A 16,105-nucleotide genomic window follows, 5' to 3' on the forward strand; every position below is an offset into this window, starting at 1 on the left:
CCCCCAAGGCCGAACACACCATGAAAATTACGCGTTTCGCGCCGGACGCGGTTTAGATTATCAGGCATTACTTTGAGTATATCCGCAAAGCCGCTCAATACAAAGCTATTTGCGATGCGTTTGGATCGCCATCAACATGCCGAAACCAGCCATCAGCGTGACCATGGAGGTCCCGCCGTAGCTGATCAGCGGAAGCGGAACACCGACCACGGGCAGCAAGCCGGTGACCATGCCGGTGTTGACGAAGACATAGATGAAGAACACCAGCGACAGGCCCCCGGCGAGCAGCCGCCCGTAGGTGTCGGGGGCATTCACCGCGATCACGAGCCCGCGATAGATGATGAAAAGATACAGGGCGAGCAGCACCAGGATCCCGAACAGACCGAACTCCTCCCCGATCACCGCAAAAATAAAGTCGGTGTGACGCTCCGGCAGAAACTCGAGGTGGGACTGAGTGCCGTTCAACCAGCCCTTGCCGTGCAGACCGCCGGAGCCGATGGCGATCTGCGACTGGATGATGTGGTAACCGGACCCCAGCGGATCCGACGCGGGGTCCAGAAAAGTCAGGACCCGCTGCCGCTGGTAATCCCGCATATGGTGCCATAGCAACGGCGCCAGGCCCCCCGCGGTGGCGGCCGTCATCGCGATGACGCGCCAGCCCAAACCGCCGATGAAGAGGACCGTGAGCCCGGCGCCGGCCACCAGAATCGCGGTGCCCAAATCCGGTTGTTTGGCGATCAGGACCACCGGGACCAGGATCAGCGCGGCGACCGCCAGCACCCGCAACAAACCGGGCGGCAAGGGCCGCGCGGCCAAGACCCAGGCAACGGTCATCGGCACGGCGAGCTTGAGCAGTTCCGATGGCTGAAAACGCACCACCCCCAGATCGAGCCACCGCTGGGCACCCTTGCCCACGTCGCCGAACAGCAGGACCGCCAACAACATCAACACACCCAGCACATACAGCGGGAACGACCAGCGGCGCAGGTGATCAGGCGAGACCTGGGCCAGGACGAACATCAGTCCGAACGCCAGGGCGAGCCGCAACAACTGGCGCTCGACCACCGCGAGGTCGCGGTCCCCGGCACTGAACAGCACGGCCAGACCGAAGGCGCAGAGCAAGAGCAAGCCCCCCAGGAGCGGGGTGTCGAGGTGCAGACGCCGCAGGAAACCCGCGCGTCGGTCAACCAGCGACTGGAAGCCCGCTGACAAGGGCCTAGTCGCCATCGACTGATCCCGAGTCGGTCATCGGCGAGGAGCCGCCGAGATAGGCATCCATGACCAGGCGCGCCACCGGGGCCGCCGTCGAACCCCCATGCCCGCCGTTCTCCACGATGACCGCCACCGCAATCCGCGGGTCGTCCACCGGGGCGAAGGCGATGAACAGCGCGTGATCACGCATGCGCTCGTCGATGCGTGCCGCGTTATACGACTGGTTCTGGCCCAAAGTGAAGACCTGCGCGGTGCCGGTTTTGCCGGCGATCCGGTAGTCCTGACTGCGGATGCCCTTGGCGGTGCCCCGCGCACCCTCCACCACCTGGGTCATCGCATGGATGATCTGATCCCAGCGGTGCGGATCGGCCACGTCGATCTGGTGAGAGACCACCGGCAAATCCTCCGCGGCGGATGCTCCCGGCAGTTTGGCGCTGCGCGCGACGCGCGGCTGGAAAAAGTGTCCACGACTGGCCAGGCTCGCGGTGGCGACCGCGAGTTGCAAGGGGGTGGCCAGAAAGGCGCCCTGGCCGATCCCGACGATCAGTGTCTCGCCCGGGTACCAGATTTGTTTACGCACCTGCTCTTTCCACTCCTTCGACGGCACCAGCCCACTCATCTCGCCGGCCACGTCGATCCCGGTGCGTGCGCCGAAGCCAAACGCGCCCAGAAACGGCTTGAGACGTTCGATCCCGATCGCATGGGCGAGATCATAGAAATACACATCACAGGATTGCACCAGCGCCGGCTCCAAGGTCACGGACCCGTGCCCGCCGCGCCGCCAGCAACGATACCGGTGACTCTGGCCGGGAAGCCGGTAATAGCCGGGGCAGTAGGTGGCCTTGCGGGCGTTGGTCACCTCGGTCACCAGCCCGGCAAGTCCGACAAAGGGCTTGACCGTCGACCCCGGCGGGTACTGACCGCGAACCGCCCGATTGTAGAGCGGTTTATCCGGCGAATAGAGCAAGGCGTGATAGTCCTTCTGCGCGATGCCCTCGACGAACGGGTTGGGATCGAAGCTCGGTTGACTCACCAGGGCCAGGACGCCGCCGGTGCGCGGGTCCACGGCCACCACGGCCCCACGACGATCGCCCAGTGCCCGCGTGGCGGCGCGCTGCACCTCGATATCCAGAAACAGGTGCAGATCCCGACCCGGCACCGGCGGCTTGCCTTCCAGTGTCCGCAGGACCCGCCCGCGGGCGTTCACCTCCACCTGCTGATAGCCGACATGCCCATGCAGCAGTGACTCATGCGCCTTTTCCACGCCGCCCTTGCCGATGAAATTGGTCCCGGCATAGTCGCTGGTATCGATGCGCTCCATTTCCTGCTCATTGATCCGCCCCACGTAACCGAGGACGTGGGCCGTCAGCTCGCCGTGAGGATAGGTGCGCAGCAGTTCCGCATGGACCTCCACGCCGGGAAAGCGATAGCTGTCCAGGGAGAAGCGGGCCACCTCCTCCGGGGTTAGATTGAGCCGCAGCGGGACACCCTGAAAGCGCACGCGCTGACGTTTCATCCGCGCGAAACGTTCACGGTCCTTGTCGTCTACACGGATGATGGCGGCGAGGGCGGCGATGGTCGCGTCCAGATCGACCACTTTTTCGATGGTGATCTCGAGTGAAAAGGAGGGGTGATTGTCGGCCAGCACGACGCCCTTGGCATCGTAGATCAGCCCGCGGGCGGGCGGCACCGGCTGGACCTTGACCCGATTGTCCCGCGACAGGACCGAGAAATGTTCGTGATCATGCACCTGCAGCCGCGCCAACCGCACCGCCACCATCGCCAGTGCCGCGAAGACCAGGACTCCGGCGATGATGGCGCGCGTGGCGACCAGGCGCTGCTCGCGTTGCCGGTCCGCAAGCCTGGAATCCACGGGCCAGGAATCGCGCGCCATGGCTCAGCAAGCCCCCGCCCGGCGCCCAAGGTCACGCAGGACCGCATAGGTCCAGGGCCACAGGGCGGTGCCGATGAAGGTCGGTGCCCAGTAGATCAGGGTGGGGGTCGGCGCCGCGGTGGCGCCGAGCACCCACAGGTAAAGCAGCCGCTCCACCAATAACAACACCCAGACGAACAGGGTTTGTTGCCACAACGGAAAAATCCGCAGCCGCTGGTGAAGCTCCACCACCAGATAAGCGACGACCGAGAACCCCAGCGCATGGTGACCGAGCACCGAGCCGGTCATCACGTCGAGCACCAACCCGGCGCCGAAGGCCCAGAAGACACCCACCCGCTGCGGCAGGGCCAATGACCAGAAGATCAGCGTCAGCACCACCCATTGGGGCCGGAAATCCTCCATCCAGCCGGGCATCGGCAGAATACTGAGGAACAGCGCCGCCAGGAGACTGACGACGATCGCCCAGGTGCCGCGCCGGGCGACCTCGTTCAAGGGAATGACCCGGCGGGCACCGGCCCGCCCAGGCTGGAACCCAGGGGGCTGGAACCGGGGTGATCGACCCGGCCGCGCAGATCCGGACGCTCGTCGGGGGTCAGGGTCCAGACCAGCAAGACCTCGCGGCTGCGATCCAGCCGGGCGGTCGGTTCCGCCTTGACCGCGGTGAACGGGTTGTCCGGCTCATGCCCGACGGCCGTCACGCGGGCCACCGGATACCCCGGCGGGAAGCGCCCGCCCATCCCGGAGGTCACCAGCAGATCGCCGATCCGGATGTCCGCATTCTTGGGAATATGCAAGAGATCCAGCTCCTGGCTGAGACCGGTTCCGGCCGCGATGGTGCGTAACCCGTTGCGGTTCACCTGCACCGGCAGCGCATGATCCGCATCGGTAATCAGCAGAACGGTGGCTGAAAACGGGTTGGTCGCGACCACCTGCCCCATCACGGCGTTGGCGTCCAGCACCGGCTGACCCACATAGACCCCGGAGTTGGTTCCCTTGTTGATCAGGACTTGCTGCCGGTGATCGGCCAGGTCCACCTCCAGAATCTCCGCGATCAGGACCCGTTCCCCGATCTTGAAGGATGAACCCAGGAGGTCACGCAGGCGCATGTTCTCAGCCTCCAATGACGCGAGTTGCTGGAGCCGCGCGCCGAGGAGCATGTTCTCGCGCCGCAGGGACTGATTCTGATTGCGCAGCCGACGCTCGTCCACCAGTCGACCCTGAGCACCGCGGACGTAGCGGATCGGCAAATCCGCCAGCAATTGCAGCGGATAGACCACGACCGCCACGACCGAACGCACCGCCCCCAAGCGCTGGTAGCGATGGTCGGCCACGATCAGCCCGAGCGCCATGAGGACCGCCAGGATCACCCGGAAGGTGGGTGACGGCCCATGGAGAAACAGTGGTTTGATCGGAGAAAACCGCCCCGCTACTCGGTAGCGAGCAGGTCGATTGCGCGGGTATCGAGCATCTCCAGGGCCTTGCCGCCGCCGCGCGCCACACAGGTCAGCGGGTCCTGCGCCACGATCACCGGCAGGCCGGTCTCTTCCTCGATCAGCCGATCGAAGTCGCGCAGTAAGGCGCCGCCGCCGGTCAGCACAATCCCCCGCTCAGCCACGTCCGAACCCAGTTCCGGCGGGGTCTGCTCGAGCGCCGATTTGACCGCGCCGACGATCCCCGCCAGGGGCTCCTGCAGGGATTCCAGAATTTCGTTGCTGTTGAGCGTGAAACTGCGCGGAATACCTTCCGCCAGATTGCGCCCGCGGACCTCGATCTCGAGCACCTCGTTGCCGGGGAAGGCCGAGCCGACCGCGTGCTTGATCCGCTCGGCCGTGGCCTCGCCGATCAAGGTGCCATAGTTACGGCGCACGTAGTTGATGATGGAATCGTCGAAGGTGTCCCCACCGATCCGCACCGAGTTGGAATACACGATTCCGTGCAGTGAGATCACCGCCACCTCGGAGGTGCCGCCGCCCACGTCGATCACCATGGAGCCGCGCGCCTCCTCCACCGGCAGCCCGGCACCGATCGCCGCCGCCATCGGCTCCTCGATCAGATAGACCTCCCGCGCCCCGGCCCCGGCCGCGGATTCCCTGATGGCCCGCCGTTCCACCTGGGTCGAACCGCAGGGCACGCAGATCACCACCCGCGGGCTCGGGCGCACCATGCGCGCCTCGTGCACCTTGTGGATGAAGTACTGAAGCATCTTCTCGGTGACGGTGAAGTCCGCAATGACGCCATCCTTCAGCGGGCGAATGGCGGTAATGTTCTGCGGCGTGCGCCCGAGCATCAGCTTCGCCTCCTCACCCACCGCCACCACTGTCTTCGCTCCCCCGGCACGGTCCTGACGAATCGCCACGACCGAGGGCTCGTTGAGCACGATGCCCTGACCGCGAACATAGATCAGGGTGTTGGCTGTCCCTAAGTCGATCGCCAGATCGGTGGAGAACATGCCACGAAAACGTCTGATAAACATCAGTAACTTACCTTAGCAACTGGGGCGCTTGACAGCACCCTGAATAATCCGGGGCGCGGCGACAGGGTCTCCCGAAGAACGACCGGACGCGGGACTCCGACCGACCAGGCCCGCGGACAGGTCCGACACCGAGCGGCGACAGCACAGGCCCGACGGTCTTCGCAACGGCCGGGGGATGGTCAGGATAGCCGGCTAATCTAACAACGCGTGCGGAACTCGGCAAGGCGCTGCACGCGTCATCCTCAGGCAACGACCAGCAGCAGGGTCAGGCGATTACCGGAAAATCCTGTTAGGACAGATCATCCCGACCTGCCAACCGGTCCGACCAGGGCCATGATCTTTGCCTGGACGTCATTCAACTCGGCGGCTGAAACCTGTCCTTTGTACTGCGCCCGACGCGCCCCCCAATCGAGACTCTTGACCTGGTCGGCCAGGGCGGCGCTCGGACGGTCGCCCGCAATCGGCACTTCAAAAGGATAACCCTTGATCTGCGTTGTCATCGGGCAACAGAGCATCAGGCCCGTCTTGCCGTTGTAGGCCGCAGGGCTGACGACCAGCGCCGGCCGATGACCGGCTTGCTCGTGCCCGGCCTGCGGATCGAAATGCAGCCACACAATATCGCCCGCCTCCGGCACGTAACGGCGAACCATCAGAGGGCTTCCTTGCCCAGTGGTGAGCCGAAATCGACCTCGGCGTGCAGGTTCTCCGCCGTGATGTCGGCCAGCAATCGAGCGAGGTCATATTCTTTCGGGCGAATCGGCTCGATCACGATGCACCCGCCTTCCTCGCGCATATCAACCGTCTCGTCCAGACTCAGGTGCGCGGCCGCCATGATGGCCGCGGGAATACGCACCGATGCACTGTTACCCCACTTTTTCACAGTCACTCGCATGTTGGTCTCCAGCGTATCTTCAATGTTGATACTTTACGCCAACAGCGGGGGTGCAACAAGGTCAGCTCGATGTACCATTTTTCGGCAATCGCCTGACTCCCCGGCTGCCGTCCACAGGGAGTTCCAGCCGCCCTGCAGCGGACGCGATTCACCCGCCCCCGCACGGTCCGCGTTCCGCCACCCCAATGGGGTATGTTATGTTGCACTCTATGACCGCATGACCGCGACGGCACCCGCGCCGCCCAGCCCCAGAGGAAACCGCATCGCAATGGCACTGGATCAATCGGACGTCGAGAAGATCGCCCACCTGGCACGGCTCGCGCTTCCACCCGCGGCCTGTACCCGTTATGCCCAGGATCTTTCAAACATTCTGGCGCTGGTGGCGCAGATGGATGCAGTCGATACCGCGGGCGTCGCACCGATGGCCCATCCCCTGCACCAAACCCAGCGGCTGCGGCCGGACGTACCGACCGAGCCCGATCAGCGCGCGCGCTTTCAAACCATTGCGCCCCAGACCGATGGCGGGCTCTATCTGGTTCCCAGGGTGATCGAGTGATGCACGAGCAGAACATCCTCGCGCTGGCGGACGACTTGCGCACCCGCCGCTATTCCAGCGTCGAACTGACCCGCCATTACCTGGAGCGGATCGCGCGCCTCAATCCCGACCTCAACGCCTTCATCACCGTCGCCGCCGAGCCGGCCCTGGCCGCCGCCGGGCGCGCGGACGCGGCACTCGCCGCCGGCACTGCCGGGCCGCTCACCGGCATCCCCATCGCCCATAAGGACATTTTCTGCACGCAGGGCTTACGCACCAGTTGCGGCTCACGGATGCTCGACAACTTTATCGCCCCCTATGACGCCACCGTCGTGGAGCGCCTGGCGGCTGCCGGTGCCGTGGTCTTGGGCAAGACCAACATGGACGAGTTCGCCATGGGCTCGTCCAACGAGACGAGCTGGTACGGCCCGGTCAAGAACCCCTGGGACCACACCCGGGTTCCCGGCGGGTCGTCGGGCGGCTCGGCCGCGGCCGTCGCCGCCCGGCTGTGCGCCGCCGCCACCGGCACCGATACCGGCGGTTCCATCCGCCAGCCCGCGGCCCTGTGCGGCATTACCGGGATCAAGCCGACCTATGGACGCTGCTCCAGATGGGGCATGATCGCCTTCGCCTCGTCGCTCGATCAGGCCGGCCCCATGGCGCGCTCCGCCGCCGATGCGGCACTCATGCTCCAGGCCATGGCCGGATTCGATCCACGGGACTCGACCAGCATCGACACCCCGGTCCCCGACTATACCGCGGGTCTGAATCAGGACCTTGCCGGTCTGCGGATCGGCCTGCCGAAAGAATATTTTGGTGATGGACTGGACGCGCGCACCGCCGCGTCCATCGATGGCGCCATTCGGGAATATGAGCGACTCGGCGCGCGGGTGAGCGAGATCAGCCTGCCCAACAGTCCACTCTCGGTTCCGGTCTACTATGTCGTCGCCCCGGCCGAGTGCTCATCCAACCTCGCCCGTTTCGATGGCGTGCGCTACGGCCACCGCTGCGAGGCGCCCAGGGACTTGGAAGACCTCTACCAACGCAGCCGCGCCGAGGGCTTCGGGCCGGAAGTTCAGCGCCGCATCATGATCGGCACCTACGTGCTGTCGGCCGGCTATTACGACGCCTATTACCTCAAGGCGCAGAAAATTCGTCACCTGATCGCCGAGGACTTCAAGCGCGCCTTCACGCAGGTCGACGTCATCATGGGCCCCAGCAGCCCGACCACCGCCTTCCCCATCGGCGCCAAACGCGACGACCCGGTGGCGATGTACCTCAGCGACATCTACACCATCGCCACCAACCTCGCCGGCTTACCCGGCATGTCCATCCCGGTCGCCCCGGTCGACGGCCTGCCGGTCGGGCTGCAGATCATCGGCAACTATTTCGAAGAGGGGCGACTGCTCAACGTGGCACATCGGTTGCAGGAGGAGACGCACTGGCATTGCGCAGTACCCACAGGCTGCGCGTGACGGCCTTGGTCATCGTTTTGGCCGGCCGCGGATGGTCCGCACAGCGGACCCTACGGGAAACCGTGATCCGTAGGGTCCGCTGTGCGGACCGACGACCGCGCAGAGCGCAATGTGGCCGGCTTTATGACCAAGGCCCGCGTGATACCATGGGATGCACTATCCCGTGATCCCGTTGACCAACATGAATGCTTGACTTCACTCTGGTACAGCTAGACCGTTGACACTCAGATGAACGTGAATAAGGACTATTACGCGACGCTGGGACTGACGCCATCAGCCGACTCGGTCGTGCTGCGTGCAGCCTTCAAAGCGCTGGCGCAGCGTTATCACCCGGACAAGTCGGGGATCGACCGCGACCAGGCCAGTCAGCGCATGGCCGCTATCAACGAGGCTTATCGCGTCCTCAGCGATCCGGCCACCCGCATGGAATACGATCGGCTGCGGGAGAAAACAACGCAAAACGCGGATACCGCCTTCGCCGACGGCGACACCGAACCCACGGCGGGCAGCCCGTTGGATGCGGATTGGAAGATCGCGGTCCAGTTCTATCCCGAACTGAAAGAGATCCGTTTGGGACTCGCCAGGATCTCCTGGAAACTTGCCGAGTCCTTTCGCGCCCGGCTCCTGAAAACCAAAGAGTTCGTCAATGCCCGCACATTGGCCGCTGAACTGGAAAACGAGTTTTTGGCTCTCTATTTCGGAGCCAATCCCAAGACGCTGGGTTTCGGCAAAAGTCTTATTCTGGATGGCCGCCGGGATGCCGCCAGAGAACTCAACCGGGCCATTCGGATTTTGGGTGACGGCGCCGACCCTGACAAGATCATGCAGGTCATCCGGGACAAATATGATATCCCCGACACCGGCGCGGCCTGGCGTTACGATACCACCGGCAAACGCCGGGGAATCAGAGCCCAACGGTTTGCCAGTGAAAACGGCATGGTGTTGATGGAACTCCTTGAGCGTATCCGCAACCGCGAAGTCCCAGGATTCGTCGTCGACGGCATTTTTTATGTAGAGATCGACGAGCATGGCAGACCATTGCCGCCAAACCGCAGATCGGCGCGGGTCAAGCGCTCGTCCGCCAACATCGGCAACTATGTATTGATCGGGCTGCTTTTTACTTCGATCCTTGCGCTGTTTTTTCTGATTTCAAATTATTTATTCTAGAACGCTCTTCAGCTTCCCCCAGGTACTACAGCATGCAATGGGAAACCGTGATCGGCCTCGAGATCCATACCCAACTCGCGACCCAGTCCAAGATCTTCTCGGGTGCGCCCACCCGCTTTGGGGCTGAGCCCAATACCCAGGCTTGTGCCATCGACCTGGGCCTGCCGGGCGTGTTGCCGGTCCTCAATGCCGAAGCGGTCCGACTCGCCGTGCGCTTCGGCAAGGCAATCGCCGCGGAGGTCGCCGAGCGTTCGGTATTCGCCCGCAAGAATTATTTCTATCCGGACCTGCCCAAGGGGTATCAGATCAGCCAGTACGAGTTTCCGATCGTCGGCGAAGGCCGGGTGGAGATCGTGCTGGATGACGGGACGGTGAAAGAAATCGGAGTGACGCGGGCCCATCTGGAGGAGGACGCGGGTAAATCACTGCATGAGGATTTTCATGGGCTGACCGGGATCGATCTGAACCGCGCGGGCACCCCCCTGCTCGAGATCGTCTCGGAACCCGATATGCGCTCATCCCAGGAGGCGGTGGCCTATGCGCGCAAGGTTCACCAGATCGTGCGCTGGATCGGAATCAGCGACGGCAACATGCAGGAAGGCTCGTTTCGGGTGGACGCGAACGTCTCGGTCCGTCCGCTGGGTACGGCGACCTTCGGGACCCGCGCCGAGATCAAGAACATCAACTCATTCCGCTTCCTGGAGCGGGCGATCCAGTTCGAGGTCGAGCGTCAGATCGATCTGCTCGAAGCCGGCGGCCGGGTCGTCCAGGAAACGCGGCTCTATGATCCGGACCGGGATGAGACCCGCACCATGCGCACCAAGGAGGAGGCGAATGATTACCGCTATTTCCCGGACCCGGATCTCTTGCCGGTCGAGGTCGATGCGGCCTTGATCGCCGCCGCGACGGCGGATTTGCCGGAGTTGCCGGATGCCATGCGCGAACGCTTCCGGGAAGACTATGGCCTCGGCGAGTACGACGCCAATCTGCTGACCGCCAGCCGAGACCTGGCAGGCTATTTCGAGACGGTCGCCCAGACGAGTGCCGAACCCAAACTGGCGGCGAACTGGATCAGCGGGGATCTGGCGGCGGCACTCAACAAGGCCGGGCTGGAGATCACCGCGAGTCCGGTGACGGCGCCTCAGCTCGCCGGGATGATCCGGCGCATCAAGGATGGAACCATTTCGGGCAAGATCGCCAAGCAGGTGTTCGAATCGCTGTGGAACGGGGGCGGCGATGCGGATACGGTGATCGAGACCCAGGGACTGCGGCAGATCACCGATACCGGCGCCATCGAAACACTGATCGATACCATCATCGCCGCCAACCCCGGTCAGGTCGAACAGTACCGCGCGGGCAAGGATAAGGTCTTCGGGTTCTTCGTCGGCCAGGTGATGAAGCAGAGCCAGGGCAAGGCCAACCCGCAACAGGTCAATGACCTGTTGAAGCAGAAACTCGCCGGCGGCTAGACCCGCAGGCTGGAGAGCCCGGCGTCCAGATGCAGGATCTGGCCGGTGGTCAGGCGTGCATCATCAAGCAGCCAGACCCCTGCCCGCGCCAGATCGGCGGCCTCCCCGATCACTTTGAGCGGGTGTCGCTCCGCTGCTGCCGCGCGTTTCTCCGCGGTTGCCAGCAATCGCTCGGCCAAGGGGGTCGCGGTCAGGGTCGGCGCGATGGCGTTGACGCGGATGCGCGGGGCCAGTTCGGCGGCCAGGGCGCGGGTCAGCCCCTCGATGGCACCCTTGGCCGCCGCCACCGAGGCGTGATAAGGCATTCCAGTTCCCGCGGCGACACTGCTGAAGAGCAGAATGCCGGCGCTTTCAGCCTGACGTAATGATGGTAAGGCGCCCTGGATGGCGCGCACCGCGCCCATCACATTCAGGTCCAGATCCTCGCGCCACTCGTGCTCGGTCAATCGCTCGAAGGGTCGCAGACGGATACTCCCCGGGCAGTAGGCCAGTCCGTCAAGCACCGGCGGTAGTCGATCGCCCGGGAAGGCGTCCTGACGGACATCCCAGCACACACTGGTGATCCGCGGGTGGTCGGCGACCAACTCCGGATGCCGCGACAATTGGGTGACCTGGTGCCCCTGTTCAATGAGTTTCGACAGCAGGGCGGCACCGATTCCGGAGGTGCCGCCGACGATCAGGAAGTGTTTGGACATGGTCCGAATTCCGGTTGGGGGCCCGGGGAGTCCGGGCAAGAGTCACGAGGTATCGTCTCACCTGAGTTTTTCAACGGCTGTTCAGCGGGCGCGCAGACCCAACCCCGGCCGAGCCGGTACGCACCGCGCCATGCATCCTTCAACACCAGGAAACGTATTGGAACCGGCTGACTTTTGCGCTGATCGACACCGCCCATCCGACCCCTTCCGGAGGGTGCCGGGATCGGAGAGCACCCTTGACATCGCCTGGACAGGTACCATTTTCCTTGGTGCCCGGCAACAGACCGGGTCATGCAAAGAAATCCGGCCGCGCGCCGGTCAACCACCAGGAGAACACGATGAACGATCCGATCGACATACTCGAGTCCTACTGCCCCGACAGCCGGGTTCATGCAATGATCAACAATCCGGAAACCGAGGGAATCGACGAAGGCTGAGCCTGTCCGGGGGCCTTGCCGGCCCCCGCGAGGTCTCGGCGTTCAACAAAATTTCAATCTAATCAGATAGGAGTGCGCGGCGTGAAGGTGGCAATCATCGGCGGTACCGGGTTCGTGGGCACCTATCTGATCGAGCGACTCCTCCAGGATGGCCACCTGCCGCGGTTGCTGGTCCGGGCAGGGAGCGAATCGAAAGTTGAGCGACCGACCGAGTGCGAACTGGTGACCGGCGAGGTTGGAGACCTCGCGGCGCTCCATCGCTGCGTCGAAGGGGCTGACGCCGTCGTCTATCTCATCGGCATCCTGCGCGAGTTCCCATCACGCGGCATCAGCTTCGATGCACTTCAGCATCGTGGGGTGGTGGATACCCTAAGTGCGGCCAGAGCGCAGGGCGTGAAGCGTTTCCTCTTGATGAGTGCCAATGGGATCCACGCCGACGGCACCGCGTATCAGCGCACGAAGTTTCAGGCCGAGGCAGCCGTGAAAGCATCCGGGATGGACTGGACCATCTTCAGACCCTCGGTGATTTTCGGCGATCCGCGCGGCCGGATGGAATTCTGCGACCAACTCAAGCGCGACATTATCGACAGCCCGATCCCCGCACCCCTGTTCTACACGGGCCTGCTGCCATTCAATGCCGGTCAGTTTCAGCTTGCGCCGGTGAGCGTCACCGATGTGGCGGCCGCGTTCGTCCAGGCGCTCACCGATCCCCGCACGCACGCCCAGACCTACTGTCTCTGCGGCCCGGACGCACTGAGCTGGAAGGCGATCCTCGGCACCATCGCCGCGGCCGGCGGTCGCTCCAAGTGGATGCTGCCGGCCCCCGTGTTCGGGATCAAAGCGGCCGCGCGTCTGTTCGATCGCTTTCCCTGGTTCCCAATCACCCGTGGCCAGATCGAGATGCTCATGGAGGGCAATGTCTGCACGCAGGACGACGGCTTCGCGCGGCTCGGCGTGACCCCGCACCCCTTCAACAAAGACGCGCTGGCGTACCTGAGGAACTGACCCGACGGTCATATCGCCATCGAACGCGAAAACCGGACCTAGCAGCCTGTCGGACTTTAGGCGATTTCCGAATAAGACGCTATCAAGAATCAAGCTCCGTAGGAGCCCGCTTGCGGGCGACGTGACCTGCCGGAATCGCGTCATTGCCCACCCGTCGCCCGCAAGCGGGCTCCTACGGGTTGGATTTTTCGCGGAAATCACCTTACGTTAGATTGTGGAGCAACAAAGAGCCTTTATGTTGACTCATACCCTAATCCTAGGGGCTAAGTCCGACAGGCTGCTAGGGGCGAGTTTAAAACCCGCCCCTACACGCGTGTTCGTCTGGGTATCGGGTACGAAAGCTGTCATCAGGCCGCGGGCGGGTTGTCGGAATCCGCGCCAACGTTTAAGGTTGCGCCCTTGCGGCGACGGGACCGGCAGCGGCCGTCGCGACGCGACGGCGTTGCCCAGACCGGGCGGCCAACCCTGCGACTACCCCAAGGATCCCCGTAACCCTCATGCTTCAGGTAGCCCAGCTCGAATGTCGGCGTGGCGACCGCTTGCTGTTCTCCGGACTGGACTTCGAGGTCGGACCCGGTACCCTACTTCACGTGCGGGGACGTAACGGCAGCGGCAAGACGACCCTGCTGCGCACCCTGTGCGGTCTCTACACCGCCGATCACGGGGAGGTGCACTGGCGCGGCAAGTCGATCCGCGCCTTGGGCGAGGATTACCGGCGCGACTTGCTGTATTTCGGCCATCTGAACGGAATCAAGGGCGATCTCACCGGGGTCGAAAACCTGCGCCTGGCCGCCACCCTGGATGGCGACAAGGCCGACACGCGCACCGTCTGGGCCGCCCTGGCCCGCATCGGGCTGGCCGGGTTCGAGGATATTCCCACGCGGATGCTCTCGCAGGGCCAGAAAAAGCGCACGGCCCTGGCACGTCTGATCCTGAGCCGGGCGCCGCTGTGGATACTCGATGAGCCCTTCACCGCACTCGATACGGATGCGGTCGACCTGCTCCAGCTGTTGATTGCCGACCAGGTCGCCGGCGGCGGGCTGGTGGTGCTCACCACCCATCAGGAAGTGCCGCTGACCTCGGGTCAGGCCTGCCACCTGGACCTGGGCCGCTGAGCCCGGAGCCGAGACCGGATACTATGTTCAAGGTCTTCTGGAGCGTCCTGCACCGTGACTTGTTGCTCGCCATGCGGCGGCGCACCGATGTGTTGACGACGCTGTTTTTCTTCCTGATCGTCGTCAGCCTGTTTCCCTTGGGCGTCGGCACCGAAACCGCGGTCCTGCGCATCCTGGGACCGGGCGTGGTCTGGGTGGCGGCGCTGCTCGCCTCCATGCTGGCCCTGGAGCGGCTGTTCGCCGCCGACTTCGAGGACGGGACCCTGGAGCAATTACTGCTGACCGATCAGCCGCTGGTGTTGCTGGTACTGGCCAAGATCACGGCCCACTGGTTGCTGACCGGGCTACCCCTGGTCTTGATGGCACCCCTGGTCGGCATGCAATATCACCTGACCGACCCGGCTATCGGTATCATGATGGCCGCCCTGCTGCTCGGCACCCCGGTGCTGAGCCTGATCGGGGCCATCGGCGCCGCGCTGACCCTGGGCTTGCGCGGCGGGGGCATCCTGTTGTCGCTGCTGATCCTGCCGCTCTATATTCCTGTGCTGGTCTACGGCGCGGGGGCGGTGGAACTCGCCGCGGTGGAACTTACCGCCACCCGGCCCTATCTGATGCTGCTGGCAGCCTTCCTGCTGTCGTCTCTGATCCTGGCGCCGCTCGCATCCGCGGCCGCGCTGCGCATTTCAATCGAATGACACTGCACCGCCCGAGCCACCCGATGTCCAGCGCCTGGTCCAAGTTCGCTTCACCGTCCACCTTCTATCCCCTGGCGGGCCGGATGATTCCGGTTTTCTGGGTGCTGGCGGCCGGTTCGCTCCTGGTCGGTCTCTACTGGGGCTTCTTCGAGACGCCGGATCAGCTCGGCGGCAGCAATGCTCAGAAAGGCTACTACCGGATCATCTTCCTCCACGTCGGCGCCGCCTGGATGTCGATGTGGCTCTATGCGGTCATGGTGGGCTGGGCCGCGGTGGGGCTGGTCTTCAACACCCGGCTGTCGTATATGATGGCCAACGCCATCGCCCCGACCGGGGCCATCTTCACCTTCCTGGCACTCTGGTCCGGGTCCTTCTGGGGACGCCCGAGCTGGGGGACTTACTGGGATTGGGACCCACGGCTGACCTCGGAGCTGATTCTGTTCTTTCTCTACATCGGCTACATCGCCCTGCACTCGGCCATCGACGATGCCCGCCGGGCCGACCGGGCCGCGGCCCTGCTGGCCATCGTCGGACTGGTGATGGTGCCGGTGATCTTCTGGTCCATCAACTGTCCGGATCCTAATCAGTGCGCGGCCCTGCACCAGCGCTCGGGGCTCGGCAAGGTGGACGGCAATATCCTGTTCGCCATGCTGATGACCACGCTCGGGTTCTGGATGTACTCCTTCGCGACGACCCTGATGCGCGTGCGCACCATCATCCTGACGCGCGAGGCGCAGACCACTTGGGCCGCGGAGACGATCCAGGCGGAGGCCCGCTCATGATCGCAAACCCTGGCCCGGCGCACCCGCGCAGTACACGTCAAGGCGCCACGACGCCGGGAAAACCATGAACGAAGGCTTGATGCATTTCCTGTCCCAGGGCGGTTACGCCCAATTCGTGTGGGGCGCCTATGGCATGGCCCTGCTGCTGCTGGTCGGCGAGGTGATCGGTTTGCGTCGCGGGCGGCGAACTATTTTGGCGCGGCTGAGTCGATTGTTGCGGTTAGGCACTCCGCCGGACCACCCGCGAGATCACGAGTGA

Annotated in this window: 17 protein-coding genes; 9 read left to right on the plus strand and 8 right to left on the minus strand. The window is 64.2% G+C overall.

The genetic code is table 11. From position 1 onward, the window contains the following. Positions 1 to 105 precede the first annotated feature (105 nt). From rodA to A39O_RS0116280, 7 genes are all read right to left on the minus strand, one after another. On the minus strand, positions 106 to 1,227 hold the full coding sequence (rodA, locus tag A39O_RS0116250; RefSeq protein ID WP_026199465.1) for a rod shape-determining protein RodA: 1,122 nt from the start codon (positions 1,225 to 1,227) through the stop codon (positions 106 to 108). Next, a complete protein-coding gene (mrdA, locus tag A39O_RS0116255; RefSeq protein ID WP_407635644.1) occupies positions 1,217 to 3,046 on the minus strand; it encodes a penicillin-binding protein 2 in 1,830 nt (609 codons plus the stop codon). The genes rodA and mrdA overlap by 11 nt, the downstream gene beginning before the upstream one ends. 63 nt (positions 3,047 to 3,109) lie before the next feature. After that, positions 3,110 to 3,598: a rod shape-determining protein MreD gene (gene mreD, locus A39O_RS0116260; protein ID WP_020505727.1), complete on the minus strand. Its 489-nt coding sequence runs from the start codon at positions 3,596 to 3,598 to the stop codon at positions 3,110 to 3,112. Beyond that, a complete protein-coding gene (gene mreC / locus A39O_RS0116265) occupies positions 3,595 to 4,608 on the minus strand; it encodes a rod shape-determining protein MreC (RefSeq protein ID WP_281170089.1) in 1,014 nt (337 codons plus the stop codon). Before mreC ends, mreD begins: the two co-directional genes overlap by 4 nt. Beyond that, positions 4,533 to 5,579, minus strand: a complete 1,047-nt coding sequence (locus tag A39O_RS0116270) for a rod shape-determining protein (protein WP_026199467.1) — start codon at positions 5,577 to 5,579, stop codon at positions 4,533 to 4,535. Before A39O_RS0116270 ends, mreC begins: the two co-directional genes overlap by 76 nt. Before the next feature lie 299 nt (positions 5,580 to 5,878). Further along, positions 5,879 to 6,229: an endoribonuclease MazF gene (gene mazF, locus A39O_RS0116275; protein WP_020505730.1), complete on the minus strand. Its 351-nt coding sequence runs from the start codon at positions 6,227 to 6,229 to the stop codon at positions 5,879 to 5,881. Next, on the minus strand, positions 6,229 to 6,471 hold the full coding sequence (locus tag A39O_RS0116280) for an AbrB/MazE/SpoVT family DNA-binding domain-containing protein (protein ID WP_083924715.1): 243 nt from the start codon (positions 6,469 to 6,471) through the stop codon (positions 6,229 to 6,231). The genes mazF and A39O_RS0116280 overlap by 1 nt, the downstream gene beginning before the upstream one ends. Positions 6,472 to 6,739: 268 nt before the next feature. Between A39O_RS0116280 and gatC the strand changes: the two genes are divergently transcribed. The 4 genes from gatC (at position 6,740) to gatB (ending at position 11,117) form a co-directional block, all read left to right on the plus strand. Beyond that, complete coding sequence (gene gatC, locus A39O_RS0116285; RefSeq protein WP_020505732.1) at positions 6,740 to 7,027, plus strand: Asp-tRNA(Asn)/Glu-tRNA(Gln) amidotransferase subunit GatC; 288 nt, start codon at positions 6,740 to 6,742, stop codon at positions 7,025 to 7,027. Next, entirely contained in the window at positions 7,027 to 8,481 is a 1,455-nt protein-coding gene (gatA, locus tag A39O_RS0116290; RefSeq protein ID WP_020505733.1) for an Asp-tRNA(Asn)/Glu-tRNA(Gln) amidotransferase subunit GatA, read from the plus strand. The genes gatC and gatA overlap by 1 nt, the downstream gene beginning before the upstream one ends. 228 nt (positions 8,482 to 8,709) lie before the next feature. Then, positions 8,710 to 9,648, plus strand: a complete 939-nt coding sequence (locus tag A39O_RS0116295) for a J domain-containing protein (RefSeq protein ID WP_020505734.1) — start codon at positions 8,710 to 8,712, stop codon at positions 9,646 to 9,648. A 32-nt stretch (positions 9,649 to 9,680) separates the two neighbouring features. After that, positions 9,681 to 11,117: an Asp-tRNA(Asn)/Glu-tRNA(Gln) amidotransferase subunit GatB gene (gene gatB / locus A39O_RS0116300; RefSeq protein ID WP_020505735.1), complete on the plus strand. Its 1,437-nt coding sequence runs from the start codon at positions 9,681 to 9,683 to the stop codon at positions 11,115 to 11,117. On the opposite strand, the gene A39O_RS0116305 is transcribed toward gatB, so the two are convergent. Beyond that, entirely contained in the window at positions 11,114 to 11,812 is a 699-nt protein-coding gene (locus A39O_RS0116305; protein ID WP_020505736.1) for an SDR family NAD(P)-dependent oxidoreductase, read from the minus strand. The genes gatB and A39O_RS0116305 overlap by 4 nt on opposite strands. A 518-nt stretch (positions 11,813 to 12,330) precedes the next feature. On the opposite strand from A39O_RS0116305, the gene A39O_RS0116315 reads away from it, so the two are divergent. The 5 genes from A39O_RS0116315 to ccmD all read left to right on the plus strand — a co-directional run bounded on the left by A39O_RS0116315 (position 12,331) and on the right by ccmD (position 16,105). Then, positions 12,331 to 13,254 (plus strand): SDR family oxidoreductase, encoded by a 924-nt coding sequence (locus A39O_RS0116315; protein WP_026199469.1) that lies wholly within the window; start codon positions 12,331 to 12,333, stop codon positions 13,252 to 13,254. A gap of 497 nt (positions 13,255 to 13,751) precedes the next feature. Continuing rightward, positions 13,752 to 14,369, plus strand: a complete 618-nt coding sequence (gene ccmA, locus A39O_RS0116320) for a cytochrome c biogenesis heme-transporting ATPase CcmA (protein ID WP_020505739.1) — start codon at positions 13,752 to 13,754, stop codon at positions 14,367 to 14,369. Positions 14,370 to 14,392: 23 nt separating this feature from the next. Beyond that, positions 14,393 to 15,064, plus strand: a complete 672-nt coding sequence (ccmB, locus tag A39O_RS0116325; protein WP_020505740.1) for a heme exporter protein CcmB — start codon at positions 14,393 to 14,395, stop codon at positions 15,062 to 15,064. Between the two features lie 23 nt (positions 15,065 to 15,087). Further along, positions 15,088 to 15,846 carry a cytochrome c biogenesis protein CcsA gene (gene ccsA, locus A39O_RS0116330; protein ID WP_020505741.1) on the plus strand — a complete coding sequence of 253 codons (759 nt, stop codon included), beginning with the start codon at positions 15,088 to 15,090 and terminating at the stop codon, positions 15,844 to 15,846. A 64-nt stretch (positions 15,847 to 15,910) separates the two neighbouring features. Beyond that, a complete protein-coding gene (ccmD, locus tag A39O_RS0116335; protein WP_020505742.1) occupies positions 15,911 to 16,105 on the plus strand; it encodes a heme exporter protein CcmD in 195 nt (64 codons plus the stop codon).

The sequence above is a fragment of the Lamprocystis purpurea DSM 4197 genome (assembly GCF_000379525.1).
Taxonomy (GTDB): domain Bacteria; phylum Pseudomonadota; class Gammaproteobacteria; order Chromatiales; family Chromatiaceae; genus Thiodictyon; species Thiodictyon purpureum.

What these genes read in the sequence shown, in the direction of transcription:
- rodA (WP_026199465.1), bottom strand. Translation starts at nt 1,227, where the DNA reads ATGGCGACTAGGCCCTTGTCAGCGGGCTTCCAGTCGCTGGTTGACCGA.
- A39O_RS0116270 (WP_026199467.1), bottom strand. Translation starts at nt 5,579, where the DNA reads ATGTTTATCAGACGTTTTCGTGGCATGTTCTCCACCGATCTGGCGATC.
- mazF (WP_020505730.1), bottom strand. Translation starts at nt 6,229, where the DNA reads ATGGTTCGCCGTTACGTGCCGGAGGCGGGCGATATTGTGTGGCTGCAT.
- A39O_RS0116280 (WP_083924715.1), bottom strand. Translation starts at nt 6,471, where the DNA reads ATGCGAGTGACTGTGAAAAAGTGGGGTAACAGTGCATCGGTGCGTATT.
- gatC (WP_020505732.1), top strand. Translation starts at nt 6,740, where the DNA reads ATGGCACTGGATCAATCGGACGTCGAGAAGATCGCCCACCTGGCACGG.
- gatA (WP_020505733.1), top strand. Translation starts at nt 7,027, where the DNA reads ATGCACGAGCAGAACATCCTCGCGCTGGCGGACGACTTGCGCACCCGC.
- A39O_RS0116295 (WP_020505734.1), top strand. Translation starts at nt 8,710, where the DNA reads ATGAACGTGAATAAGGACTATTACGCGACGCTGGGACTGACGCCATCA.
- gatB (WP_020505735.1), top strand. Translation starts at nt 9,681, where the DNA reads ATGCAATGGGAAACCGTGATCGGCCTCGAGATCCATACCCAACTCGCG.
- A39O_RS0116305 (WP_020505736.1), bottom strand. Translation starts at nt 11,812, where the DNA reads ATGTCCAAACACTTCCTGATCGTCGGCGGCACCTCCGGAATCGGTGCC.
- ccmA (WP_020505739.1), top strand. Translation starts at nt 13,752, where the DNA reads ATGCTTCAGGTAGCCCAGCTCGAATGTCGGCGTGGCGACCGCTTGCTG.
- ccmB (WP_020505740.1), top strand. Translation starts at nt 14,393, where the DNA reads ATGTTCAAGGTCTTCTGGAGCGTCCTGCACCGTGACTTGTTGCTCGCC.
- ccsA (WP_020505741.1), top strand. Translation starts at nt 15,088, where the DNA reads ATGTCCAGCGCCTGGTCCAAGTTCGCTTCACCGTCCACCTTCTATCCC.
- ccmD (WP_020505742.1), top strand. Translation starts at nt 15,911, where the DNA reads ATGAACGAAGGCTTGATGCATTTCCTGTCCCAGGGCGGTTACGCCCAA.